We start from the raw sequence: 24,771 nt of genomic DNA on the forward strand, positions 1-24,771 counted from the left end.
TGGATTTCACGTCAGACATGCTCGTAGACCGTGCGTCCGCCGACAATGGTGCGCACCACGCGGCCTGTAAAGCGGGCCTCGTCGAACGGGGTGTTCTTGCAGGGCGATTTGAGGTCGGCGGGATCGACCACCCAGGGCACATCGGGGTCGATCACGATGACGTCGGCGGGGCTGCCTGCGCGCAGGGTTCCGCCGGGCAGGCCGAGCAACTCGGCCGGGCGGGTCGACATCGCCCGGATCAGCGTCTTCAGGTCCAGCTCGCCATTGTGGACGAGGCGCAGGCCCGCGGGCAGCATGGTTTCGAGACCAACGGCGCCGGGAGCGGCTTCGGCGAACGGCAGGCGCTTGACCTCGACGTCCTGCGGATTGTGGTCGGACATGATGACGTCGAGCAGGCCGGAGGCGATTGCGGCCACCAGCGCGCGGCGGTCGTCCTCGGTCCGCAAAGGCGGCGACAGTTTCAGGAACGAACGGTAGGGGCCGATGTCGTTCTCGTTCAGCGCAAGATGGTTGATCGAGACCGAGGCGCTGACGGCGAGCCCGGCGTCGCGGGCGCGCTGGAGGATCTCGAGCGAGTCGATGCAGGTCAGCGAGGCCGCGTGATAGCGGCCGCCGGTCAACGCCACGAGGCGCATGTCGCGTTCCAGGATCACGGCCTCGGCGGCATTCGGGATGCCCATCAGGCCGAGCCGCGAGGCGAACTCGCCCTCGTTCATCACGCCTTCGCCGACGAGATCGGGGTCCTCGGTGTAGTGGACGATCAGCGCGTCGAAATCCCGCGCGTAGGTCAGCGCGCGCCGCATCACCTGCGCATTGGTCACGCTTCTGACGCCGTCGCTGAAGGCGATCGCGCCCGCGGCCTTGAGCAGACCGAACTCGGTCATCTCATCGCCGTGCATGCCTTTGGTGAGCGCTGCCATCGGCTGGATGTTGACGATCGCGGTGTCGCGGGCGCGGCGCATCACGAAGTCGACGGTCGCCGAATTATCGATCACCGGAGAGGTGTCGGGCTGGCAGATGATGGTGGTGATGCCGCCGGTCGCGGCCGCCTGGCTCGCTGTGGCAAAGGTCTCGCGATGGCTGAAGCCGGGCTCGCCGACGAAGGCGCGCATGTCGATCAGGCCGGGCGCGACGATCTTGCCGGAGCAGTTGACGATGTCGGTGCCTTCGGGGACGCCGGCCGCGCCGATGCCGCGGCGGGTCTCGCGGATGGCGCCGTCGGCGATGAGAACGTCGCCGACACCGTCGAAATCCCGGGCGGGGTCGACGACGCGGGCGTTGGCGAGCAGGATGGGGCGGCGATCGGTCAGCATCGGCATCACGCGTTCGGCAGGTTGCGGGCGAGCGCTTCCAGCACCGCCATGCGCACGGCGACACCCATCTCCACCTGTTCGCGGATCAGGGATTGCGCGCCGTCGGCCACGATCGAGTCGATCTCGACGCCGCGGTTCATGGGGCCCGGATGCATCACCAGAGCGTCGGGCTTGGCGTAGGCGAGCTTCTTCTGGTCGAGCCCGAAATAGTTGAAGTACTCGCTGGATGACGGCACGAAGGAGCCGTTCATACGCTCGCGCTGGAGCCGGAGCATCATGACGATGTCGGCGCCGTTGAGCCCCTCGCGCATGTCGCGCGCGACTTCGACGCCCATCCGCTCGATACCCGGCGGCAGCAGCGTGGTGGGACCGACCACGCGGACGCGGGCGCCCATCGTGTTGAGCAGGATGATGTTCGAGCGGGCGACGCGCGAATGCAGCACGTCGCCGCAGATCGCGACCACGAGCCCTTCGATCCGGCCCTTGTTGCGGCGGATGGTGAGCGCGTCGAGCAGGGCCTGGGTCGGATGCTCATGGGCGCCGTCGCCGGCATTGATCACGGAACCGTCAACCTTGCGCGCCAGCAGTTCCACCGCGCCGGAGGCGTGATGGCGCATCACCAGGATGTCCGGGTGCATCGCGTTCAGCGTCATCGCGGTGTCGATCAGCGTCTCGCCCTTCTTCATGGACGAGGAGGACACCGACATGTTCATGACGTCGGCGCCCAGGCGCTTGCCGGCGAGCTCGAACGAGGATTGGGTCCGGGTGGAAGCCTCGAAGAAGAGGTTCACCTGCGTCCGTCCCCGCAGGACGGTGCGCTTCTTGTCAACCTGGCGGTTGAGCTCGACATATTCTTCGGACAGGTCGAGGAGGCCGGTGATGTCGGCCGCGGAAAGGCCCTCGATGCCCAGCAAATGCCGGTGGCCGAGGACGAAGGTCGATTTCGATGTCATTAAAACGAGAGCTATAGGCGCGGATGCATGAGGGGGCAAGGGCCAATGCCGGGGCGGGGAGTTATCCCCTGAGGAGTCTGGTACACGGTCATTCCGGGATGGCGCGCAAGCGCCAGACCCGGAATCTCGAGATTCCGGGTTCGATGCTTCGCATCGCCCCGGAATGACAGGGAAGTTTAGATGCGCTCCATCAAATCGATTTTGATCGTACTTTTAACAATCGCCTCCATCTCATCCGCGTTGGCCCAATCGCTCCCCGGCGGCTTCGTCTATCTGCGCGAGATCGATCCCGGCATCATCCAGGACATCCGCTACGCCACCTCGAACAATTTCGTCGGCCGCCCGCTTGCCGGCTACAATGCCGGTGAATGCGTGGTGAAGCGCGAGGTCGGGCTGCGGCTGAAGGCGGTGCAGCAGGAGTTCGCGGCGCAAAACCTCTCGCTGAAGATGTTCGACTGCTACCGGCCGGCGCGGGCCTCGCTCGACATGGTCAAGTGGTCGCAGAACGGCCATGAGACGGCCGCCGAGCGGCGCTACAATCCCAAGATCCCAAAGACCGAGCTGTTCCGCCTCGGCTACATCGCGAGCCGGTCGCAGCATTCGACGGGCGCCGCGCTCGATCTCACCTTGGTCGATCTCCAGGCCGACAACGCCGCCAAATACGATCCGGCAAAGACCTATGCCGACTGCACCGGGCCGGTCGAAGTGCGTGCACCCGAAGGCAGCGTCGACATGGGCACCGGCTACGACTGCACCGACACGAGGGGCCATACTGCGGCACCGTCGATCACACCGGAGCAGCGCGGCTGGCGCAAGCGGCTGGTGGCTGCGATGGCCAGGCAAGGCTTTGTGAACTATTCGAAGGAGTGGTGGCATTTTTCCCTGCCGGGGGCAGGCGGGGCAGCCTATGATTTCCCGATTCAGCCGCGCCGGAACTAAAGTCCGCGCCGAGGAAACCTGATGACCCAGCCGAGCTTCGCGACCCACGAGGTCTTCAACCAGTCGCCGCCGTTCGAGGATATCGACCTGTTCGCCGTGGATCGGCCGCTGGTCGATGCGGTGAAGGCCAATGGCGGCGCGGCGGCGGAACGCGAGCTGTCGGAGTTCGGCAGGCAGTGGGGCTCGGCCGCGATGGCCGATCGCGGGCGCGTCGCGAACGAGAGCACGCCGAAGCTGCGCACCTTCGACGCAAAAGGCAATCGCCGCGACCAGGTCGAGTTTCACCCGGCCTATCATGAGCTGATGGCACACAGCGCTCATGCCGGCGTCCACAATTCGACCTGGACCGCGAACGGCAAGCCTGCGGGCGATGCCGCCGAAGTCATTCGTGCCGCAAAATTCTACATGGCCGCGCAAGTCGAGACCGGCCACCTCTGTCCTGTTACGATGACGCGCGCCTCGGTCGGTGCGCTGGCGATGCAGCCGGACCTGCTCGGCAGGGTGATGCCGGTGCTGTCGACCCGGAGCTACGACCCGAGCTTTGCGCCGTGGTGGCAGAAGCGCGGCATGACGCTCGGCATGGGCATGACCGAGAAGCAGGGCGGCACCGACGTGCGCGCCAACATGACGCGTGCGGTGCGCGACGGCGAGGCCTATCGCATCACCGGCCACAAATGGTTCATGTCGGCGCCGATGTGCGATGCGTTCCTGGTGCTGGCGCAGGCCGAGCAGGGTCTGACCTGTTTCTTCATGCCGCGCTTTGCGCCGGATGGTTCGGTGAATGCGATCCAGTTCCAGCGGCTGAAGGACAAGCTCGGCAATCGCTCCAATGCCTCGTCCGAAGTCGAGTTCGTCGGTGCCTACGCCGAACGGGTCGGCGAGGAGGGCAAGGGCATCCGCACCATCATCCAGATGGTGCAGCTGACGCGGCAGGATTGCGCGATCGCCTCCGTCGGCCTGATGCGCTCGGGACTTGCGCATGCGCTGCATCACGCCCGTCACCGCAGCGTGTTCCAGAAACATCTGGCCGATCAGCCGCTGATGCAGGCGGTGCTGTCGGACATGGCGCTGCATGTCGAGGCGAGCACAGCCCTGGTCATGCGGCTCTGCCGCGCCTTCGACCGCACGCCGCACGATGCGGCGGAGGCCGCCTATATGCGGCTGCTGACCCCCGCAATCAAATACTGGACCTGCAAGAGTGCGCCGCCGTTCCTCTATGAGGCCATGGAATGCCTCGGCGGCAACGGCTATGTCGAGGACGGCATTCTGGCGCGGCACTACCGGGAATCGCCGGTCAACGCGATCTGGGAGGGCTCCGGCAACGTGATGTGCCTCGACGTGCTCCGGGCGCTCTCGCGCGAGCCGGAGGCGGCGACGGCTGTGCTGCAATCGCTTGCGGCCGAGACGAAGGGCTTGCCCGGAGCAGGCGAAGCGATTGCGTTCATCGGTCAGACCTTCCGCCGCGCCGATGGCGAGCGCGTCGCGCGGCTTGCGGTCGAGAAGCTGGCACTGCTTGCCGCCGCTGCGGCGCTCAACGGCGTGTCGCCGCGCCACGCCGAACTGTTTGCCGCCACGCGCCTCGCAGCGACCCACGCCAGCATGTATGGCGCGGTCGAGCTGGAGAGCGGCGAGATGCGCGCGCTGCTGGAGCGGGCGCTGCCGTGAGTCTTCCCAACGAAAGCCTCCTGATGGATTCCCTCAATCCCGACCATCCGCCGTTGACCGTGACGCCAGCGACGCCGCGCTTCTGGATGTTCTGGGGCACCGCGCTGTGGGGCCTCTTCGTCTTCGTGGCGATGTTCGTCGGGCAGATCGGCGCCGTTGTCCTGCTGGTGGTGCAGCGTGGTCTTCCCATGGACTTCGCCTCGCTCCAGGCGGTCGGCCAGGATCCGCAGGCGCTCGCGCTGTCGGTCATCATGGGCCTGCCGGCGACGCTCCTGGCGGTGTGGCTCGCCATTGCCATCAAGAAAGCCTCCTTCGTCGACTATCTCGCGCTGCACTGGCCGTCCTGGAAGCAACTGCTGTTCGGTGCGGTCGGCCTCATCCTGCTGGTGCTGGTCTGGGAGACGATGTCGCGCGCGCTCGGCCGCGAGGCGACGCCGGGCTTCATGACCGATCTGTTGAAATCGGGCCGCGACAAGGGCGCGGCGCTGTTGCTGCTGTTCGCCTTCAGCGTGGCTGCGCCGATGTCGGAGGAGATCCTGGCGCGCGGCTTCCTCTATCGCGGCTGGTCGGCGAGTTTCTTGCGCGTGCCGGGCGCGATCCTGCTGTCGTCGCTGGTCTGGACGGTCGTGCACCTGCAATACGACATGTACTTCCTCGCCGAGGTCTTCACCATCGGCCTGTGGTTCGGCTACATGCGCTATCGCGCGAATTCGCTCTGGCTCACCATCGTGCTGCACGCGCTGAACAATCTCACCGCGGTGGTGCTGACGATGTGGCTAGGAAGCTAGGCCGCCAGCGCGATCGCGATCGGCATCGTGATCGCCGCCAAAATCGTCTGCAGCGTGATGATCTGCGCCAGCAGCGGGGCATCGCCGCCCATCTGGCGCGCCATCACATAGGCGCTGGACGAGGTCGGCACCGCCGCGCAGATCGCCACGATCGCGCGGCTGTCGCCCGACAGTCCGAACCAGACGGCCAGCGCCAGTGCCAGCGCAGGCATCAGCGCGAGCTTGAAGACGACGCCGATGGCCGCGGCCACGCTTGGACGCAAGAGGCCTTCGAGATGCAGACCGGCGCCGGTGACGAGCAAGCCGATCGCGAGCGAGGAGCGGCTAAGCGCGTCCGCCACCTCGTGCCAGAGTTTTGGCAACGGCAGGTGGGTGACGTTGACGAAGAGCCCGATCGCGCAGGCCCAGATCAGGGGATTGCGGATCACCGTCATGACGATGGTCCGCGCTGACTGCTTCTCCGGCGCGGCGTAATGGGCGAGCACCACGACGCTCAACACGTTGACGAGGGGAATGATCGCGACCATCGCCACGGAGGCGAGCGCCAGCCCGACATCGCCGAACATGTTGGCGGCGACCGATAGCCCCACGAAGGTCTGCCAGCGCGTCGCGCCCTGGAAGATCGAGGTGAAGGCGGGCCCGTCGATATCGAGCCGGGCCAGGGCGGGGCGGAGCGCGAGGCAGAGCAGCGACATCGCCAGCGCTGACAGCAGCAGCGCGCCGCCGACGCCGGCGACCGGCACCTTGGAAAGGTCGGCCTTCACCAGCGTCTGGATCAGCAGCATCGGAAACAGCACGAAATAGGTCAGCCGCTCCAGCCCGTGCCACTGCGTGTCCAGCCGCATCAGGCTGCGCTTCAGCACGATGCCGAGCACGATGAGGATGAAGACCGGCAGCAGCGCCGCAATCACGACGGCCATCGGTCAGGTGGTCCCTGAACGGAGATTGGCGAGGCGGTCGAGCGCGCCTTGCAGGATGAAGATCGCGGCGTGCTCGTCGATGACCTCGGCGCGCTTGGCGCGGCTGACATCCATGCCGATCAGCTCGCGCTCGACGGCCGCGGTCGAGAGGCGCTCGTCCCACAGGCCGATGGGGAGGGCGGTCAGGCCGGCGAGATTGCGGGCGAAGGCGCGGGTGGATTGCGCGCGCGGACCCTCGCTGCCGTCCATGTTGATGGGCAGGCCGAGCACGAAGCCGACCACCCTGCGCTCGGCCGCAATCGCGAGCAGCCGGGCGGCGTCCTGCTTGAACTGCTTGCGCTGGATCGTCTCGACGCCGGTCGCAAGCCGCCGGTCCGGGTCGGATACGGCAACGCCGATGGTCTTGGTGCCGAGGTCGAGCCCGACCAGCGCGCCGCGGGCGGGCCAGTGGGTTGCAGCATCGACGAGAGGCAGGATAAGAGCCGGCATGGCGTAGCGCATATCACGCGTTACGCCGCGGAGTGAACCCGGAACAATGGATGCGCTGACATTATTCGGTCTGTTCGCCGTCACGGCGATGCTGGTCAGTTACGCCCTGGAAGATCGCAGCCATTGGTTCGTGCTGTTGTTCGCCGCATCCTGCGCGCTCGGCTCGGCCTACGGCTTTCTCCAGGGCGCCTGGCCGTTCGGTCTGGTCGAAGCGGTCTGGGCCGTCGTGGCGCTGCGGCGGTGGCAGCTGAAGCCGTAGATTATCCGGCGGCCGCGACATGCGCGCGTAATCGTAATGCACAAAGTGCGTCGATCATTTGTGGCAAATCTCACACGGGTGACGTCGCGGGCCATGGCATGATGTCGCGTCTCCGGCAGCGCGCATCGATTGACGCTATGGTTGTGAAGCGGTAGAAATGTAGATCTAAAGTAGTGTGGGGCACGTGCCCCGATTTCCAGAACGATCGGCAGCGACCGGCAGTCCCGCCCGTGCTGCAACCTTGGCGCAAATTTTTAATGCGCCCCGACCACGTCCCATATTCGCCCAATCATTTGAGAGGTCACGATGCTCATCAAGCCAAGCCTGATCGCGGGCTCAGAAAGGCGATTCAAACAAGCCGAGTTTTCACCCGAAGCCCTGAACCGGAAACTGGGCGACGGTCCGATCGAGATGACCGTCGAGAAGATGCGCCTGCGCCAGCGCCAGCTGCTGGCGGAGACGCAGGACGTGGAGAAGGCCGAGATCGGCCTGGAGCGGATCATCCAGGGCAATGATCTCGACAGCATCAATTATCTCGCCAAGGGGACCGCGGCCTCGCGCTCGATCTGCCGCATTCAGCTCAGGGATCTCAAGTCGAATCTGCTCGGCTACGGCTCGGGCTTTCTGATCGGGCCGGGCCTGCTGCTGACCAACCATCATGTCTTCGGCAAGCCGGCCGAGGCCGCCAATTCGATCGCCGATTTCAACTACGAGCTCGACGTCTCTGGACAGGAGCGCGTGCCGGTGCGGTTCGGCTTCGAGCCGGGCAAATTCTTCTACACCAATGACAGGCTGGATTTTTCGATCGTCGCGGTGGCGCCGACCTCGCTGTCGGGCGGGGAGGAGCTCGAGGATTGGGGATGGCTGCCGCTCAGCGGCGCGCCCGGCAAGGCAGACCCCGGCGAGTACCTCACCATCGTCCAGCATCCCAGCGGGCAGATGAAGCAGGTCTGTGTCCGCGAGAACAAGCTGCTCAAATATGTCGGCGACTTCCTCTGGTACAACACCGATACGACGGCGGGATCGTCGGGCTCGCCGGCATTCAATCGCTTCTGGCAAGTGGTCGCGCTGCATCACAGCGGCGTTCCCCGGAAGGATGCGCAGGGCCGCACCCTGACCAAGGACGGCAAGGTGTGGAAGTCGTCGATGGACGAATCCTCGATCGACTGGATCGCCAATGAAGGCATCCGGATCAGCGCGATCGTCGCCGATCTCAAAGTGGCCGTCGGCTCCCATCCCCTGATCAAGCCGGTGCTGGACGAGGAGGAGCCGCCGAACCGGCAGGAGATCGAGAAGGTCCGCGCGCCGGTCGCCGCGCCCGCTTACGGCGCCAACATCTGGGTCGAGCAGTCGCTCGACGGCGCCGCGCTGGTGGTCCCGATCCGGGTGCCGCTGCCGATGTTCAGGAAGGACATTCCGTTCGCTCCGCTGGCACCCGTGCCGGGTCCGGCTGGGGGTAACGGAGGGACGCAGAACGGCGGTATGCCGAACGGTAGCAAGCCGTTGATCGCTCCGCCGGCCGGCCTCCTGCCTCGCATCAGTGCGAACGGCCTGCCCATGGAGGCCGTGCATATCGATCAGAGCACGCTGAAATCGCGTCCCGGATACAAAGCGAATTTTCTCGGCACCGGTAAATTTTCGGTGGCCCTGCCGAAGATTCCGGCCGCTCTCAAGTCCCGGATCGCGACGCTGAAGGGAAGCTCCAGGCAGTCCGAGCTGAAATACTTCAACTACAGCGTCGTCATGAACAAGGAGCGCCGGCTCGCCTTCTTCAGCTGTGTCAATATCGACGGCGGACAGCAACAGGATGTCGGCAAGCGCGAAGGCGATTCCTGGTTGCGCGATCCGCGCATCGACGACGATGCCCAGATCGGCGACGAGTTCTACCGCAAGCAGGCCACCTTCGAGGCGGACCGCAGCAAGAACCCGTTCGATCGCGGTCATCTCGTGCGCCGCCTCGATGCGACCTGGGGCGACACCGTCGCCGCGGCCAAGCAGCACGGCGACGATTCCTTCCACTTCACCAATTGCTCGCCGCAGTTCTTCTCGTTCAACCAGGGCAAGCAGCTCTGGGCGGGCCTCGAGGATTACACGCGCGATGTCCTGCTCGAAGGGGAGGAGAAGGGCATCGTCATGAACGGTCCGGTGTTCGACGGGCCGGACGCCGACGGATCCGATCTGCCCAATCCGGCCGGCCGGCCGCACAAGGATCCGAGCTTCGGCGGCGTTCAAATCCCGAAATATTTCTGGAAGATCCTGATCCGACGCAACGAGGATGACGACGCTCTCAAGGCGGCGGCATTCCTGATGAGCCAGCGAAAGCTGGTCATGGAAATCGATCGCATCCAGGAGGTGGACCTGCGCGAAAAGATGTCGGAGGAGGATGTCAGCGTCTTCCAGGTCTCGATCGCGGACCTGGCGAAATTGACCAAGCTCGACTTCGGCAATCTCGCCGACGCGGATTCGCACGAGGCGACCTCGGTCGGTCCGCGGCGGATCGAGTCCTATGAGGACATTCGACTCTAGAACAGCGCCGCCTGACGCGGCGTCACCGCGTCAGGCCGCGATGACGTCCTCGTCAGTCTTCAGGCAAGCGGCAAAACTGCAGAGCGCGCTCGTTTGATGGCCGGCGCGACGCTGGATGAACAGTGTCTCGACCCGCGCTTGCGACGGGCTCAGGGTGTGGATCGAGACGGTGCCATTCATTGCGCTACGTTCGACGACCGCGCGCGGCAGCAACGTCACGCCCATGTCGGCGGCGACGCAGCCGATCATGCCGTCGAGCGTGCCGAGCTCGAAGCGTGCGGCGGAAGGCCAGCCGAACTCGACGAAGATCTGCTCGAGCCGCTGGCGGTAGGTACAGCCGGTGCGGAACACCAGCGCGGTCGGGCCGGACTCCGGCGTGCCGGCGCGCAGCTCGGCAAGTGAGGCCCAGCGACGCGCGCTGACCAGCACCAGCTCCTCGCGGAAGGCGCTCGTCGCAGTGAGGTCATCATGCGCGATCGGACCTGCGACGAAGGCACCATCGAGCGCGCCTTCGAGCACGCTCGCGACGAGGTCGGCGGTCGGCGAGGTACGCAAGGAAAGGCGCACGGCCGGGAAGCGGCGGTGGAAATCGGCGAGCAGCGGCGGCAGCCGCACCGCTGCGGTCGTCTCCATCGAGCCGATCGCAAGCGGTCCCTTTGGCGCGCCATCGTCGCGCGCGGCCAGCACGGCTTCACGCGAGAGTGCGGCCATCCGTTGCGCGTAGGGCAGGAGGCGCCTGCCGGCGCCGGTCAGCGTCATGCCCCGGCTGTGGCGTTCGAACAGCGGCGTGCCGATCTCCGCCTCCAGAGCCTTCACGCGCTGGGTGACGTTGGATTGCACGGTGTTCAGCTCTTCCGCGGCGCGAGTGATGCCGCCGGTGCGGGCGACTGCGGCAAAGGTGTTGAGATCGCTGAGTTCCATGGCCCGTTTCTCTTTTGAGATGGCAGCGTTCTGTAGAATTCAATTTTGAAGAATGATATTCGCGCCTAATCTTCCTGTCCAGAGCAGGAGGACTCATGCCGATTGCCACGCCGCTGACGGAGTTGCTGGGGATCAGACATCCGATCTTGTCGGCTCCCATGGACACGATCGCGGGCAGCCGGCTGACGCGCGCTGTCAGCGAGGCCGGCGGATTCGGCATCCTGGGTGGTGGATACGGTGACCGTGTCCGACTTCAGACGGAGGCCGCAGAGCTGAAGGGCTTTGCGCCGTTCGGCATCGGCTTCATCACCTGGAGCCTGGCGAAACAGCCCGAACTGCTCGACATCGCGCTCGACGCTCGCCCCCAGGCCGTGATGCTGTCGTTCGGCGATCCCGCGCCATTCGCGCCGCGCATCAAGGCGTGCGGCGTGCGACTGATCTGCCAGGTGCAGAGCGAGGACATCGCCAGGCAGGCGCTCGATGCCGGCGCCGATATCCTGATCGCGCAAGGCACCGAAGCCGGCGGCCATGGCGCATCGCGCACCACCGTCGATATCGTGCCGGCGATCGTCGATCTAGCGGCCGGACGCGTGCCGGTCGTCGCGGCCGGCGGGATCGCCGACGGCCGGGGCCTTGCCGCAATGATGATGCTGGGCGCAGCCGGTGTGCTGATCGGCACGCGCTTCTATGCGAGCGCGGAGGCCAACGGGGCGCAGGAGGCCAAGGAGCGCATTCGCAGAGCTGACGGCAATGACACCGTGCGCGGCGTCATTGCCGACTGGTCGCGCAGCCTGTTCTGGCCGGCCCCGTTCACCGCGCGAACCCTGGTCAATGATCACATCAGGCGCTGGACCGGCCGCGAGATCGAGCTGATGCAGCGCGCGAGCGAGGTCGCCGTCGAGTATGCTGCAGCGAAGGCCGCAGGCAATTTCGAGGTCGCCGCGGTCTTTGCCGGCGAGGCGGTTGGCCTGATTCATGATATTCCGCCCGCAGCCGAACTCGTCGAGCGGATTGCGATTGAAGCCGAACAGCTCCTTGCCGGACGGCGCAACTCCATTGCGTCAGTCGCCTGAACCTAGAGAGAACAACCATGTGGCCTGACCGTCGACTGATCGACCTCTTCAAGACCGAATTTCCGATCGTGCTGGCGCCGATGGCCGGTGTGATGGATGCGGAGCTGGTGATCGCCGCGGCGCAAGGCGGAGCGCTGGGGTCGCTGCCGTGCGCGATGCTGTCGCCGGACAAGATACGCGAGCAGGTCAGGATCATCCGCAACGGCGTCACAGCGCCGGTCAATCTGAACTTCTTCTGCCACACGCCGGTCGAGCTCACGGCGGAGGCCGAGGCGCGCTGGAAGCAGCGCCTCGCGGGCTATTACAGGGAACATGGCCTCGATCCGGCGGCGCCGGTCAATGCCGCCAACCGGGCCCCGTTCGATGCGGCGACCTGCGCGCTCGTGGAGGAGCTGAAGCCGGAGGTCGTGAGCTTCCATTTCGGCCTCCCGGAGCAGGCCTTCCTCGACCGCATCAGGGCAGCCGGGTGTCTCGTGATCGCCTCGGCGACCACCGTGAAGGAAGCCGTCTGGCTCGACCAGCGCGGTGTCGACGCGGTGATCGCGCAAGGCGCGGAGGCCGGCGGCCATCGCGGCATGTTCCTGACCGAGAAGATAAGCGAGCAGCCCGGCAATCTTGCGTTGGTGCCGCAGATTGTCGATGCCGTGAAGGTGCCGGTGATCGTGGCCGGCGGCATTGGGGACGGGCGCGGCATCGCGGCAGCTTTCGCGCTGGGCGCCTCCGGTGTGCAGATCGGAAGCGCTTACCTGCGCTGTCCTGAATCCAAAGTGACCGCGGCGGGGCGCGCGGCACTGGCGGAAGGACGCGATGATTCCACCGTCATCACCAACGTCATGACCGGGCGGCCGGCCCGCGGCGTCCAGAACAGGCTGATGCGCGAAGCCGGTCCAATCTGCCCGGATGCGCCGCCATTTCCCCATGCGGCAACGGCGCTGGTGCCGTTGAAGGCGGCGGCGGAGAAGCAGGGCCGCGCGGACTTCACCAATCTTTGGGCGGGGCAGGCGATCGCCATGGGGCGGGACCTCCCCGCCGCCGAATTGACCCGGGATCTCGCCAAATCGGCGCTGGCCCGCATGAAAGCGCTGGCTGGGTAGCTCCGGCCCCGGTTGCGGCGCAAAACCGGCCTCTGCTATACGGCACATAGGTTTTGCCGTGAGAGGCCTTATATAATGTCCGTCGACGCCGCTACCGTCCGCCGCATCGCGCATCTGGCGCGCATCGCGGTTTCCGAGGGCGAGGTTCCGCATCTGCAGGGCGAGCTTAACGCCATGCTCGCCTTCGTCGAGCAGCTCTCGGAGGTCAATGTCGAGGGCGTGGAGCCCATGACCTCGGTCACCCCGATGCAGATGAAGAAGCGGCAGGACGTGGTCGATGACGGCGAGATCGCCGACGATATCGTTGCCAACGCGCCCGCGACCGAAGGTCACTTCTTCCTGGTGCCCAAGGTCGTCGAGTAATTTTTAGGACGTGGTCCGATGTGTCTGCTTTGCGACGATGAGAAGGCCTATCAGGCCTACATGAACTATCTCGACAAGATGGAGCGGCAGGGCAAGGCTGCCGATCCCAACGTCGCCGTCAATGCCGTGCTCGACGAGATCGAGGCCGCCGCCAATGCGGCCGCCAAAAAAGACGACCCGGCCAACGACAAGACCCTGTCTCCGTTCTTCTGCAGCCCGATCAATAAATGACCGATTTGACATCGCTGACGCTCGCCGAGGCCCGCAAGGGTCTCGCCGACAAGACTTTCACGTCCCTCGAGCTGACCGACGCGCATCTGAGCGCCATCGAAGCCGCGCGGGTGCTCAACGCCTTCGTGATGGAGACGCCGGAGCAGGCGCGCGACATGGCCAGGGCCGTGGACGAGAAGATCGCCAAGGGCGATGCCGGTCCGCTCGCCGGGATCCCGCTCGGCATCAAGGATCTGTTCGCGACCAAGGGCGTGCGCACCACCGCATGCTCGAAGATCCTCGGCAATTTCGTGCCGACCTACGAGTCCACCATCACCTCGCAGCTGTGGCGCGACGGTGCGGTGATGCTCGGCAAGCTCAACAATGACGAGTTCGCGATGGGCTCGGCGAACGAGACCTCGTGCTTCGGTCCCGTCGGCAATCCCTGGCGGCGCGAGGGAAGCAACACCACGCTGGTGCCGGGTGGCTCGTCCGGCGGCTCTGCCTCGGCGGTAGCGGCGCTCCTGTGCATGGGGGCGACCGCGACCGACACCGGCGGCTCGATCCGCCAGCCGGCGGCGTTCACCGCGACCGTCGGCATCAAGCCGACCTATGGCCGCTGCTCGCGCTGGGGCATCGTCGCCTTTGCCTCCTCGCTCGACCAGGCAGGTCCCATTGCGCGCAGCGTGCGCGATGCCGCGATGCTGCTGCGCTCGATGGCCGGCCATGACCCGAAGGACACGACCTCGGTCGACATTCCCGTGCCCGATTACGAGGCGGCGATCGGCAAGTCCGTGAAGGGCATGAAGATCGGCATTCCCAAGGAGTACCGCCTCGACGGCATGCCGGCCGAGATCGAAAAACTCTGGAGCGAGGGCGCGGCGTGGCTGAAGGCGGCCGGCGCCGAGCTGGTCGAGGTGTCGCTGCCGCACACCAAATACGCACTGCCGGCCTATTACATCGTGGCGCCGGCGGAAGCGTCCTCGAACCTCGCGCGCTATGACGGCGTCCGCTACGGCCTGCGCGAGCAGGCCAAGAACATCACCGAGCTCTACGAGAACACCCGCGCCGAAGGTTTTGGTGCGGAGGTCCGCCGCCGCGTCATGATCGGCACCTATGTGCTCTCGGCCGGCTATTACGACGCCTACTATTTGCGCGCCCAGAAGGTGCGCACGCTGATCAAGAAGGATTTCGAGGATTGCTTCGCCAGGGGCGTCAACGCGATCCTGACGCCGGCGACGCCGTCGGCGGCCTTCGGCATCGGCGAGAAGGGCGGCGCCGATCCGGTCGAGATGTATCTCAACGACATCTTCACGGTGACCGTGAACATGGCGGGCCTGCCCGGCATCGCGGTGCCCGCCGGCAAGGATGCGCAGGGCCTGCCGCTCGGCCTGCAGCTGATCGGCCGTCCGTTCGAGGAGGAGACGCTGTTCTCGCTCGGCGAGGTGATCGAGCAGGCGGCCGGCCGCTTCACGCCCGCGAGGTGGTGGTGAATGCCGCGGCGTTCATCGCGAGCCTCGACGGCGCGGCGCCCGCGCCACACCTGAGCGCGCCGCTCGCCGGCCTGTGGTGGGCCGCGAAGGGGGACTGGGACCGCGCCCACAAGATCGTCCAGGACGAGCAGGGTCGCGACGCAGCCTGGGTGCACGCCTACCTGCACCGCGTCGAGGGCGATCTCGGCAACGCCGGCTACTGGTACCGCCAGGCCGGCCAGCCGGCTGCAAAGGATTCATTGGAAGCGGAGTGGGAGCGGATCGCTGTCACGCTGCTCGGGAGCACGACATGAGCACGGCCACGCACAAGCTTCTCAAGGGCGCCACCGGTGACTGGGAGGTGGTCATCGGCATGGAGATCCATGCTCAGGTGACGTCGAAGTCGAAACTGTTCTCGGGCGCGTCCACCGCGTTCGGCGGCGAGCCGAACACGCACGTCTCGCTGGTCGATGCCGCGATGCCGGGCATGCTGCCCGTCATCAACGAGGAATGCGTCAGGCAGGCTGTCCGGACCGGGCTCGGTCTCAACGCGCAGATCAATCTGCGCTCGGTGTTCGACCGCAAGAACTATTTCTATCCAGACCTGCCGCAGGGCTACCAGATCAGCCAGTACAAGTCGCCGGTCGTGGGCGAGGGCGAGGTGATCGTCGATCTCGACGGCGGCCGCACTGTCTCCATCGGCATCGAGCGGCTGCATCTGGAGCAGGATCCGGGCAAAATGCTGCACGACCGGTCGCCGTCGCTGTCCTACATCGATTTCAATCGCTGCGGCGTGGCGCTGATGGAGATTGTCTCGAAACCGGATATCCGCGACGCCGAGCAGGCCAAGGCCTATGTGACCAAGCTGCGCTCGATCATGCGCTACCTTGGCACCTGTGACGGTGACATGGAGAAGGGATCCTTGCGCGCCGACGTCAATGTGTCCGTGCGCAAGCCCGGCGCGCCGCTCGGCACCCGCTGCGAAATCAAGAACATGAACTCGATCACCTTCATCGGCCAGGCGATCGAGTATGAAGCGCGGCGCCAGATCGAGATCCTGGAGGACGGCGGTCAGATCGAGCAGGAGACGCGTCGGTTCGATCCCAACAAGGGCGAGACCCGCTCGATGCGGTCCAAGGAAGAGGCGCACGACTATCGCTACTTCCCCGATCCCGACCTGCTGCCGCTGGAGTTCAGCCAGGAATTCGTCGACGAGCTGAAGGCTGAGCTCCCCGAGCTGCCGGACCAGAAGAAGACGCGCTTCGTCGCCGATCTCGGCCTGTCGGCCTATGATGCGAGCGTGCTCGTCGCCGAGCGCGAGAGCGCGGTGTTCTACGAGACAGTGCTCGACAAGCTCGGCGACCGCGCGCGCGACGGCAAGATGGCGGCGAACTGGGTGATCAACGAGCTGTTCGGCCGTCTCAACAAGGAAGGCCGGGATATTACGGGCTCTCCGGTGGGCGCCGAGCAGCTCTCGGGGATCATCGACCTGATCGGCGAGGGCACGATCTCGGGCAAGATCGCCAAGGATCTGTTCGAGATCGTCTGGCAAGAGGGCGGCGATCCCCGCGCGCTGGTCGAAAGCCGCGGCATGAAGCAGGTCACGGATCTTTCGGCGATCGAAAAGGTTGTCGACGACATCATCGCGGCCAATCCCGACAAGGCCGCGCAGGTGAAGGACAAGCCGCAGTCGCTCGGCTGGTTCGTCGGCCAGGTGATGAAGGCCTCCGGCGGCAAGGCCAACCCGCAGAGCGTCAACGACCTGCTCAAGTCCAAGCTCGGCGTCTAGCGTCGCGCGTTCGAACGAGGTGACGGACACGCTTCGTCACCTCGCTTTCGGTTCGTGATGCGACGCTCGCGCGCATCCTCGGCGGCAAACTTCATCCCGACCAGAGGCGATGCGACGGCCGAATCGCCGTCACGCGATTCGCGCAAAAAGGCGGCTCGCACTCGCTCTGGCGAGCGCTCGCGCCGTTAAGCATGAAAATAATTTCGTTGCCAAAAATCGCGACTCAGAGTCCGCGAAATGCCTTTGCAAGGTGATCTCGACCGTCACGATGCGCTCCGTCGGGTCGATCGTGCGCGATGCGCGCGTGCAGGAAAATACTTGCTGCATAGAGTTTTCTGCAATCGCATCTCTCGCAGACATCGACGATGCGGGCACTCTGCGCGATCGTGCAAACGCGTCATGCAGCGTGCTTGCATCGCACTCGCCAAGCGCACGCGCCTTGCGCCGTCAACACTTCTTTAAGCGAGACGCTGTTTTTTTCGTTGTGTTGGTGTATTCGGGATGAGTGTGCACTCGATCCCCGAATGCATGCAGCGATTAAGCCATCTCACACATCGGAGGGCAACATGGCCAAGAAAGCTAAGAAGGCAAAGAAGGCGAAGAAGGCGAAGAGCGCAGTGAAGAAGACTGCGAAGAAGACCCGCAAGGTCGCCAAGAAGAAGTAACTTCGCTTCTGAAGTTGCCGGCTCCTCGAGAGCCGGCACGTCATCAGCGCCTCCCAGAGGTTCTGGTCGACGATAGAGGGTGTCGGCGAGACATCAGGTCAACGGTCGGATCGCTCTCTTCGCGGTCCGGCAGAAGAAACAAGTGTTCTTCGTTCGGTGCGGGGCCGGTTCTCCGGTTCTGCAATTTCACGAGTGGCCTCGCGGTCAAAGTGGAATCTGGTCCTGACGTGTTCGCCGACGCCCTCGTTCTCCTGAGGCCGGGGTATTGCCGGCATTCCTTTTCCCCACATTGCTGATCTGACCACAGCGCGTCCGCGCCGCTCTTGTCGTGCTGCCTTGGGGCAGGCAAGGGCTGAGGCCCGATTGCGTGGTGTTTGCGCCACGCTTTGCCATTCGCGGTGTCATCGCCCGGCTCCGACCGGGCGATCCAGCACGCCGAGACGGCAGTGGTTGAATCGATGGGCTGCGGCGTACTGGATTCCCGCCCGCGTGGGGAATGACAGGGCGGAGGCGGCGCCCACCGCGCGCGATGGTTATCGATGTCCCAAAATCCCAAGGTAAACCAAATCTGACGAATCGCGGAAGTGCCTGCAAATCAGGGACTTCTTGAATTCTGTGCGCCGGCGCCGCGCGCTCGCGTTTACGTCTGCTTCATCGCGATACTTAAACTGCCATTCAAATTTGCCCGCCATCATCGCCTCCAACAAGCCGGCAAACGGCGTTGGGCAAGAAGACTAAGGCAAGAAGACTAGGGGATGAGTTGAACAGTGCACGGTCCCGGGAAGGGGCATGCACATCAGAGTTGGACGGGAGCCGCGCTCGGGGGAGCAAGGCACAAGAAAAAGGGGATGCGTTATGTTTCAGGGTACTTTCGATCTGGAGACGGCAACGCCGATCGACGCGACCGCGCTGTCGGACGTGCTGTTCGAGCGGGGGATCTATTGGGCGAGCGGCCGTTCCGGGCTCGTCGATCTCGTCGCCGCACACAAATGGTTCAACCTCGCCGCCCTGAAGGGCCGCAAGGACGCCGTGACGCTGCGCCAGGAAGTCGCCGGGCAGATGTCGGATGCCGAGATCTCGGCCGCGCAGCGCGAGGCGAGGGCGTGGGTCTCCACGCACTGAACCGAGAATTGCATCCGCACCCGTGTTCGCACGGGTGGGCCTGGTTGCGCTGAATCAAGTTTCTTCGTCGTGCCGCCACATAAGACCCGTGCGGCATGAGCGAGCCCGACACCAAGAGACGATGGCTGCCGATTCAGATCGCTCCCGATGAGTGCGATCTGGAACTCGGACGTCCGCACAAGACGGGGATTCTGCCCTGGTCGTTCCCGTGCCGGCGCAGGTCCGGCGTCTGGTACAACGTCTGGGCCGGCGAGGCGGTGCTGATTTCGCCCTCGCATTGGCGGATCTGGCGGTTCCACCGGTAGGCACGGACCACACACATACCCACACATATAAGATGGCGCGAATCGAGCTGGAGCTCGCCGCGCCGATCCTTGCGCCAGGCTTTCGCGCGGCCTCACGAGCGCATTCAGGTGAAAGAACGCCCAGACCTTGATTGATTCTGCCGCTGGGTGGCGGAGAGGGAGGGATTCGAACCCTCGATACAGCTTGAGACCGTATGACGCTTTAGCAAAGCGTTGCCTTCAGCCACTCGGCCACCTCTCCGGTGCGAGCCTTATGCATCTAATTACTCGGGCCGGTCAATTTGGAAGCGTGTGTTTTCGCTCGAATATTCCCAGCGATTTTCGCAGCAAAGCAGTTTGCTCCCGGGGCGTGACCGTAACGTTGCGAGAATCGGGCACAGAGTTGGAGCGTCCGGCGCATCTCGAAGGATAGTTCCGCCCATGAGAACGTCTTAGCTCGCGTAAGGGACTGAGTTTACTGGAAGAATCGATGGAACGGGGGCGGGCGGTCGAAAGTTCGGTTCGTGGCATCTGCGCCAGCCGGCTCCTCGCCCCCGCTATCCACAAAGGTGCTCGTCGCGCACCTTAAAGCCGTGCCTGCATCAGGCTGGGAGGCGCGGAGCAGGTCGATGAGCTCTCCTTGAGTCTGCCTCCGATTCTACGATTCGAGTGCGTCAAAGCCCCTCCCAGGCCGAGATCTCACTTGCGGTGCCTTAAGTGGGGAACTTCGATGGCAAAAGGAACCGTCTCTAAAACATCAAAGAAAACAATTGGTTGCGAGGGCGCTCCGATCACATCTGCGTGTTATTTGTGCAACACCCGCCGGAAAACAAGCTTCATAGGCCCGTTTCAAAGCGTTCTCTTGTTGTGTGTGCAAGGACGTTCGGTAATTGTGACTGAGCGACGGAGGGGGGCATCCCGAGGTCGTCCCGTTTAGGTCATTTCGCTTAAGTCCCTCGCGTTCATGCGGGTGTGTCCGAAGACGCGAAGGAGCCCGGAGCGGTGATTTAGAGGGGGTTGGGGAATTGGCCGTCCGGTCAGTGACCTTCCCTGAAGAGCAACTTGGAGGTTTAACATGAAGTTGGTTAAGAGCCTTTTGCTCGGCTCAGCGGCGGGTCTGATCGCCGTGGGCGGAGCTCAAGCAGCCGATCTGCCCGTGAAGGCCAAGGCGGTCGAATACGTGAAGATCTGCTCGCTGTACGGCGCGGGCTTCTACTACATCCCGGGCACCGACACCTGCATCAAGCTGGGTGGTTATCTGCGCGCTGAAGTCGCGCTGAACACCAACTCGAGCTTCAGCGGTCAGCTCACGTCGAACAACGGTTCGCGCAACCGTCTGACGAACTACTACACCATGCGCGCTCGTGAAGATCTCAACATCGACACGCGCACCGCGACCGAGTACGGCGTCGTCCGTACCTTCTTCGACGGCGTGTTCTCCTGGACCACCGGCAACTACGCCGGTACGGGCAGCGCGACCGGCACGACCGCCTACAGCGGCACGCTGGCTCTCAACACCTCCGGCGCCACCCCGGCGCTCGTTGGTTCGTCGATCAACGGCACCGACGGCAACACCTCGGGCGGTTCGCTCGGCGTGTACTACGCCTTCATCCAGTTCGCTGGCTTCACCATGGGTAAGGCCGTGTCGCAGTTCGACGCGCCCTGGACCAACTATCCCGGCAACAACTTCGACAGCCTCGTCGGCGGCAGCGGCACGGTCACTGGTGTCAACCAGTTCACCTACACCGCTGACTTCGGTCAGGGCGTGACGGCGTCGTTCTCGGCGGAAGACGCGACGGCTTACTACCAGGCCGGCAACCTCAACATGACCGGCGCTTCGGCGACTGGCATGATCGGCGGTTCGTATGGCTCGAACGCCATCGGCGGTTCGCGTTCGCCGAACCTCGTCGGTATGGTTCGTGTCGACCAGGCCTGGGGTCTGTTCCAGGCGTCGGTCGCCGCGCATGACAACCACGTTGCCTACTACGGCGCCACCGAGCCGACTGGCCACCCCGACGACAAGTGGGGTTGGGCTGTTCAGCTCGCTCTGTCGATCAAGAACATCCCGACTGGTGCGGGTGACGTGATCAACATTTCGGGCGTCTACACCGACGGCGCGTCCCGTTACAACTTCCAGAACCTGTCGGGCGGCAGCTACTCGATGTTCGGCAGCTCGGGCGTTGCCTACCAGAGCGTCGGCTTCGCCATCGCTCCGGACACCGTGTTCGTGACCGGCTCGTCGCAGGAGACTGTGAAGACCTGGGGCTTCCGTGGTGCCTACACCCACAACTGGGATCCCTACTGGAACACCGCGCTCTACGGTGCCTACGCTCAGGCACAGTTCGGCTCGCTGGCCAAGACCACGCTTTGCGGCGCCGGTGGTGCTGGCGGCGTGTTCGGCGGTCTCGCCGGTGTGACGGGTTGTAATCCTGACTTCGCCATCGGCCAGGTCGGTATCATCACCCGCTGGACCCCGGTCAAGAACCTCACGTTCTCGGCTGACCTGAACTGGACCCATCTCGACCAGAAGTACTCCGGTACGGTTGGTTACGCTGGTGCCGGCACGACGGCCAAGCCGGCCGCTGTGTACGAGCTGAAGGATCAGGACACCATCACCCTGCTCCTCCGCGCTCAGCGCAACTGGTAAGTTCGGTCTAACGACCTGACAGAGAGCCCCGGCGGGAAACCGCCGGGGCTTTTCCTTTGCCGCGATGCTTGCCTTCTCGCTTGGCGCAATGGGCCAAGTTTGGCGCATCGCTCTCCATTGACGGTCTTCGTTGCGATCTGATGGAAGTCGTGGTGGGAGGGCAATCGCACACGGCGTTTTCCGCCAAGTGAGCGCGCGCCTCGTCATTCGAGACGACCGCGAAGCCTGTCATAAGGCCGCCCTTTGCGCGGCCCCGTGGCGGTCTCCTGAGGCTGAGGCCAAGCGGCATCAGTGCCCGTCAAGACTGCTGCCGCACACTCCGTCCTCATCCTGAGGGCCCGCCAACGGCGGGCGTCTCGAAGGTTAGCTACAGAGGGGGCGCTCCCAAATGCGATTGCTCCGGGGTGGGAGAGGGAAGCTCCGCGCTTCCCATCCCTGGCAGTGGCGCGCGGGCGGAGAGCTGCGCTGGCCGGCGCGGCCGCGCATACGCTTCGCTGGTCTGTCTTTGCAGCGGTGGCGACAGGCCCTTCATCTGCACCGTGAGGCAACGGCAGCGCTCGCCACCCCTGCTCGCGGCTGCGAATCGAAAGAGCGGATCGCTATTCCACGCTGCCGGCGCCACGGCGCAGATCGGCTTCGATCTGTAGCCGTGTGCCGCCGCCGAAGCGGGCGCGGTAGACTTGCAGGTTCTCCATGATCCGCTGCACGTAGTTGCGCGTCTCGGAGAACGGAATCAGCTCGACCCAGTCGACCGCGTCGACCTTGGGGTCGCGCGGATCGCCGTAGCGCTCGACCCACTTCTTCACGCTGCCGCGGCCGGCATTGTAGGCGGCAAAGGTCATGATGTAGGAGCCGCGATAATCCTCGAGCAGTCCGCCGAGCTCGGCCGAGCCGAGCGTGGCGTTGTAGACCGAATCGTTCTTCAGCCGCCCCAGATCGTAAGTCGCGCCGTGACGCTTGCAGACAAAGCGCGCGGCGTCGGGCGTCACCTGCATCAGGCCGTAGGCCTGCGCCGGCGAGACCACTGACGGATTGAATGCGCTCTCCTGCCGCGCGATCGCATAGACGATGCTGCGCTCGACGTCGGGACCGATCGGGGTGAACTGCGGAATGCCGTTGACGGGGTAGGCGTAAAAGTCGAACGGCAGGCCGCGATTGAGCGCGGCCTTGCCGAGCAGCAGCATGCCGCGCGCATCGTTGTAGCGCTGGGTCAGCTCGCCGAGGCCGGCGAGTGCTTCGGGATCGCCGTTCTCGCCCATGTCGGCCAGCAGCGGTATCGCCATCTCGCGCTCGTCGAGCTCGTAGAGCAGGTGCGCGGCGCGCACGATCTCCAGCCGCTCGGCGCCGCGGCCGCGCGGCTGGCTGTTGAGCTCGATCTGCGGCAGGCCGAGCTTGGCCCGGGCGAGCTGGCCGTAATAGCTGGTCGATTGTTCGGCCGCGCGGGCATAGGCGTTGCGCGCCTCCTGCTGGCGCCCCGCCGCTTCCGCGGCGCGGCCCTGCCAATAGCCGGCACGCGCCAGCGCGGTCGGATTGACGCTGCCGACGCCGATGCGGGCGAAATGCTGGGTGGCGGCCGCAGGGTCGTTGAGGAAGCGCAGCGCGATCCACCCGGCCGTGAACTCCTGCTCGGTCTTGTAGATGTCGCGCGAGGGCAGTGCGGCGTCGCGCGCGATCAGATAGGCGCTGCGGAATTCCTCGGTGTCGATCATCTTGCGCGCCAAAAGACGCCGCTCGATCCACCATTCGTCGAGATTGTGGAGCCGGTTCGGATCCTTCGGCGCCGACAGCATGAGCTGGGCTGCTTCGGCGAACTTCTCCTCGCGGCGCAGCAGCTGGATCCTGCTGAAGGTGAAGCCGGGGTCGTTGTGCAGCTCGCGGGGCACGGCGTCGAGCAGCGCGCGCGCGTTCGGCGCCTTCTTGACGGCGGCGATGCGGGCCTTGGCGAGTGCGACATAGCCGGCGCCCAGGCGCTTTGCGGCGCGCAGCGCGGCCTCGTTCTCGCTGCCGTAGAGCAGGGTGTCCATCCGCGCCTTCTGGTCGCCCGGCGTCAGCAGGGCGCCGAACTGGTCGAGCGCGTTGTTCTCGGTGTCCTCGGACATCGGATCGCTGCGCCAGGCCTCGCGCACCAGCCGCTCGGCATTGGCGCGGTCGCCGCGCGCCAGCATCGCCTTGGCGAGCGTGAAGCGGCCCTTGGCGGAGATCGGAGATTCGTTCTCGAACCACGACCACGCGACGGAATCGTCGCGCCTGTCGTCCCACATCGCGGCCTCGAGGCGCCGGCGCAGGAAGGTTTGCGACGGCCAGCTCGGATTGGCGGAGAGGAAGGCGCGGTAGCGCTCCACGGTCGCGCCATTGTCCTCGCTGCGCAGGATGATCCATTCCGCGAGTTTTCGCGCGACCGGATCCGAGATGCCCGCTGCGACGCTGCTGGCGTCACCCGCCTTGCGCTTGCGCACGAGCTCGATGACACTCTCGAGGGCGTCCTTGTCACCCTGGGGCGTCGACGACGTCGCAGCGACCGCGGCCGGTATGACCGGCTTGCGCGGCGCGGCATGCTGGCGGGTCGCCGGAGCCAGCACCGGCGCTGCGGCCGGTCTGGCCGCGGGGGCGGAAGGTCTGACGGTGGCGGTCACGGCCGGCGCGGGGGCCGTTTTCGGCGGCGAACCGCTGGCGGCCGGATGCGATTTCGGCGCAGGGGTCGCTACGGCGGGCTTTGCGGCAGGCGTTGCTGCAGGCTTGGGCTTGTCCTTCGCGGGCTCTGTTCCGGCGCTCTTGCCGCCGTCCTTGCCGATCTCCTTGGCCGGTTTCTTCGCAGCGTCCTTCGCCGGAGCGCCAGCGGCACCCTTGCTCGCGCCCTTGCTTGCTCCCTGGCTTGCTCCTTTGGCCGCGTCCTTCGAAGTTTCCTTGCCGGTTCCCTTGGACGAGCCCTTCGCGCTGTCCTTGGCAGCGTCCTTGGCGGCCGGCTTCGCGGTGTCCTTGCCGGCTTCCGCAGGTGTCTCATTGGACTTGGCCAGGGCGGCGCAGCCGACCGACAGCCCTGCCATCAGGCACACGATGAGACCGGTGGATCGCCAGGCGGCACGAGGGAATGAGGTCACGGGTTTGGTCGCCCCGAATCAGTCAAGTGGCTCAAGATCTAGCTGTATTTGATTGAATATGCGGACAAAATACCAACAGCGGCTTACCGCGGGCGGGTTTGCACCACTACCACGGCAAAATCGCGGCCTAAACGGTGCGTCACACGGAAGCGGGCCTTTTACCGGCGGGATAGACCCGATA

The 24,771-nt window shown here is 65.1% G+C and carries 21 protein-coding genes and 1 tRNA gene; 15 read left to right on the plus strand and 7 right to left on the minus strand.

Annotated features, from left to right (window positions below):
* Window positions 1-11: 11 nt before the first annotated feature.
* Together CIT37_RS18140 and CIT37_RS18145 are read right to left on the minus strand one after the other, a co-directional pair.
* Window positions 12-1,313, minus strand: coding sequence for a dihydroorotase (locus CIT37_RS18140; protein WP_161966542.1), 1,302 nt, complete (start codon window positions 1,311-1,313; stop codon window positions 12-14).
* Between the two features lie 5 nt (window positions 1,314-1,318).
* Window positions 1,319-2,266, minus strand: coding sequence for an aspartate carbamoyltransferase catalytic subunit (locus CIT37_RS18145; RefSeq protein WP_018321103.1), 948 nt, complete (start codon window positions 2,264-2,266; stop codon window positions 1,319-1,321).
* Window positions 2,267-2,446: 180 nt separating this feature from the next.
* Here CIT37_RS18145 and CIT37_RS18150 point away from each other — a divergent pair, with 180 nt between their 5' ends.
* The 3 genes from CIT37_RS18150 to CIT37_RS18160 are packed head-to-tail and all read left to right on the plus strand — an operon-like array spanning window position 2,447 to window position 5,658.
* Window positions 2,447-3,205 carry a M15 family metallopeptidase gene (locus CIT37_RS18150; RefSeq protein ID WP_095426310.1) on the plus strand — a complete coding sequence of 253 codons (759 nt, stop codon included), beginning with the start codon at window positions 2,447-2,449 and terminating at the stop codon, window positions 3,203-3,205.
* 21 nt (window positions 3,206-3,226) lie between these two features.
* Window positions 3,227-4,870 carry an acyl-CoA dehydrogenase family protein gene (locus CIT37_RS18155; RefSeq protein ID WP_095426311.1) on the plus strand — a complete coding sequence of 548 codons (1,644 nt, stop codon included), beginning with the start codon at window positions 3,227-3,229 and terminating at the stop codon, window positions 4,868-4,870.
* Window positions 4,871-4,893: 23 nt separating this feature from the next.
* A complete protein-coding gene (locus tag CIT37_RS18160; protein ID WP_038950296.1) occupies window positions 4,894-5,658 on the plus strand; it encodes a CPBP family intramembrane glutamic endopeptidase in 765 nt (254 codons plus the stop codon).
* Here CIT37_RS18160 and CIT37_RS18165 read toward each other — a convergent pair.
* Both CIT37_RS18165 and ruvX read right to left on the minus strand, forming a co-directional pair.
* Window positions 5,655-6,578: an AEC family transporter gene (locus CIT37_RS18165; RefSeq protein ID WP_028143928.1), complete on the minus strand. Its 924-nt coding sequence runs from the start codon at window positions 6,576-6,578 to the stop codon at window positions 5,655-5,657. The genes CIT37_RS18160 and CIT37_RS18165 overlap by 4 nt on opposite strands.
* A 3-nt stretch (window positions 6,579-6,581) precedes the next feature.
* Window positions 6,582-7,067 (minus strand): Holliday junction resolvase RuvX, encoded by a 486-nt coding sequence (gene ruvX, locus CIT37_RS18170; RefSeq protein WP_028143927.1) that lies wholly within the window; start codon window positions 7,065-7,067, stop codon window positions 6,582-6,584.
* Between the two features lie 46 nt (window positions 7,068-7,113).
* Here ruvX and CIT37_RS18175 point away from each other — a divergent pair, with 46 nt between their 5' ends.
* Together CIT37_RS18175 and CIT37_RS18180 are read left to right on the plus strand one after the other, a co-directional pair.
* Window positions 7,114-7,326: a hypothetical protein gene (locus CIT37_RS18175; RefSeq protein WP_095426312.1), complete on the plus strand. Its 213-nt coding sequence runs from the start codon at window positions 7,114-7,116 to the stop codon at window positions 7,324-7,326.
* 306 nt (window positions 7,327-7,632) lie between these two features.
* Window positions 7,633-9,852, plus strand: a complete 2,220-nt coding sequence (locus tag CIT37_RS18180) for a DNA/RNA non-specific endonuclease (protein ID WP_095426313.1) — start codon at window positions 7,633-7,635, stop codon at window positions 9,850-9,852.
* 30 nt (window positions 9,853-9,882) lie between these two features.
* Here CIT37_RS18180 and CIT37_RS18185 read toward each other — a convergent pair whose 3' ends face one another.
* On the minus strand, window positions 9,883-10,773 hold the full coding sequence (locus CIT37_RS18185; RefSeq protein WP_095426314.1) for a LysR family transcriptional regulator: 891 nt from the start codon (window positions 10,771-10,773) through the stop codon (window positions 9,883-9,885).
* Between the two features lie 95 nt (window positions 10,774-10,868).
* Here CIT37_RS18185 and CIT37_RS18190 point away from each other — a divergent pair, with 95 nt between their 5' ends.
* The 9 genes from CIT37_RS18190 (at window position 10,869) to CIT37_RS18230 (ending at window position 18,866) form a co-directional block, all read left to right on the plus strand.
* Window positions 10,869-11,846, plus strand: a complete 978-nt coding sequence (locus CIT37_RS18190; protein WP_095426315.1) for an NAD(P)H-dependent flavin oxidoreductase — start codon at window positions 10,869-10,871, stop codon at window positions 11,844-11,846.
* 17 nt (window positions 11,847-11,863) lie between these two features.
* The gene (locus CIT37_RS18195) at window positions 11,864-12,940 is read left to right on the plus strand and encodes an NAD(P)H-dependent flavin oxidoreductase (RefSeq protein ID WP_038972462.1); all 1,077 of its coding nucleotides are present in this window, start codon (window positions 11,864-11,866) and stop codon (window positions 12,938-12,940) included.
* 75 nt (window positions 12,941-13,015) lie between these two features.
* The gene (gene gatC, locus CIT37_RS18200; protein ID WP_028143922.1) at window positions 13,016-13,303 is read left to right on the plus strand and encodes an Asp-tRNA(Asn)/Glu-tRNA(Gln) amidotransferase subunit GatC; all 288 of its coding nucleotides are present in this window, start codon (window positions 13,016-13,018) and stop codon (window positions 13,301-13,303) included.
* An 18-nt stretch (window positions 13,304-13,321) separates the two neighbouring features.
* Window positions 13,322-13,534: a hypothetical protein gene (locus CIT37_RS18205; RefSeq protein WP_018321091.1), complete on the plus strand. Its 213-nt coding sequence runs from the start codon at window positions 13,322-13,324 to the stop codon at window positions 13,532-13,534.
* The gene (gene gatA / locus CIT37_RS18210) at window positions 13,531-15,006 is read left to right on the plus strand and encodes an Asp-tRNA(Asn)/Glu-tRNA(Gln) amidotransferase subunit GatA (RefSeq protein WP_028143921.1); all 1,476 of its coding nucleotides are present in this window, start codon (window positions 13,531-13,533) and stop codon (window positions 15,004-15,006) included. The genes CIT37_RS18205 and gatA overlap by 4 nt, the downstream gene beginning before the upstream one ends.
* Window positions 14,997-15,299 (plus strand): hypothetical protein, encoded by a 303-nt coding sequence (locus CIT37_RS18215; protein WP_028143920.1) that lies wholly within the window; start codon window positions 14,997-14,999, stop codon window positions 15,297-15,299. Before gatA ends, CIT37_RS18215 begins: the two co-directional genes overlap by 10 nt.
* Complete coding sequence (gene gatB, locus CIT37_RS18220; protein ID WP_095426316.1) at window positions 15,296-16,774, plus strand: Asp-tRNA(Asn)/Glu-tRNA(Gln) amidotransferase subunit GatB; 1,479 nt, start codon at window positions 15,296-15,298, stop codon at window positions 16,772-16,774. The genes CIT37_RS18215 and gatB overlap by 4 nt, the downstream gene beginning before the upstream one ends.
* Before the next feature lie 1,520 nt (window positions 16,775-18,294).
* Complete coding sequence (locus CIT37_RS18225; RefSeq protein ID WP_018321086.1) at window positions 18,295-18,561, plus strand: hypothetical protein; 267 nt, start codon at window positions 18,295-18,297, stop codon at window positions 18,559-18,561.
* 95 nt (window positions 18,562-18,656) lie between these two features.
* The gene (locus CIT37_RS18230; RefSeq protein ID WP_080670245.1) at window positions 18,657-18,866 is read left to right on the plus strand and encodes a hypothetical protein; all 210 of its coding nucleotides are present in this window, start codon (window positions 18,657-18,659) and stop codon (window positions 18,864-18,866) included.
* Between the two features lie 148 nt (window positions 18,867-19,014).
* Here the strand turns inward: CIT37_RS18230 and CIT37_RS18235 are convergent.
* Window positions 19,015-19,107: transfer RNA gene (locus CIT37_RS18235), tRNA-Ser, on the minus strand.
* A gap of 813 nt (window positions 19,108-19,920) precedes the next feature.
* Here CIT37_RS18235 and CIT37_RS18240 point away from each other — a divergent pair.
* On the plus strand, window positions 19,921-21,492 hold the full coding sequence (locus CIT37_RS18240; RefSeq protein WP_038974922.1) for a porin: 1,572 nt from the start codon (window positions 19,921-19,923) through the stop codon (window positions 21,490-21,492).
* A 599-nt stretch (window positions 21,493-22,091) separates the two neighbouring features.
* On the opposite strand, the gene CIT37_RS18245 is transcribed toward CIT37_RS18240, so the two are convergent.
* Window positions 22,092-24,536 carry a lytic transglycosylase domain-containing protein gene (locus CIT37_RS18245; protein WP_161966543.1) on the minus strand — a complete coding sequence of 815 codons (2,445 nt, stop codon included), beginning with the start codon at window positions 24,534-24,536 and terminating at the stop codon, window positions 22,092-22,094.
* Between the last annotated feature and the right edge of the window lie 235 nt (window positions 24,537-24,771).

The sequence above is a fragment of the Bradyrhizobium ottawaense genome, assembly GCF_002278135.3.
Taxonomy (GTDB): Bacteria; Pseudomonadota; Alphaproteobacteria; order Rhizobiales; family Xanthobacteraceae; genus Bradyrhizobium; species Bradyrhizobium ottawaense.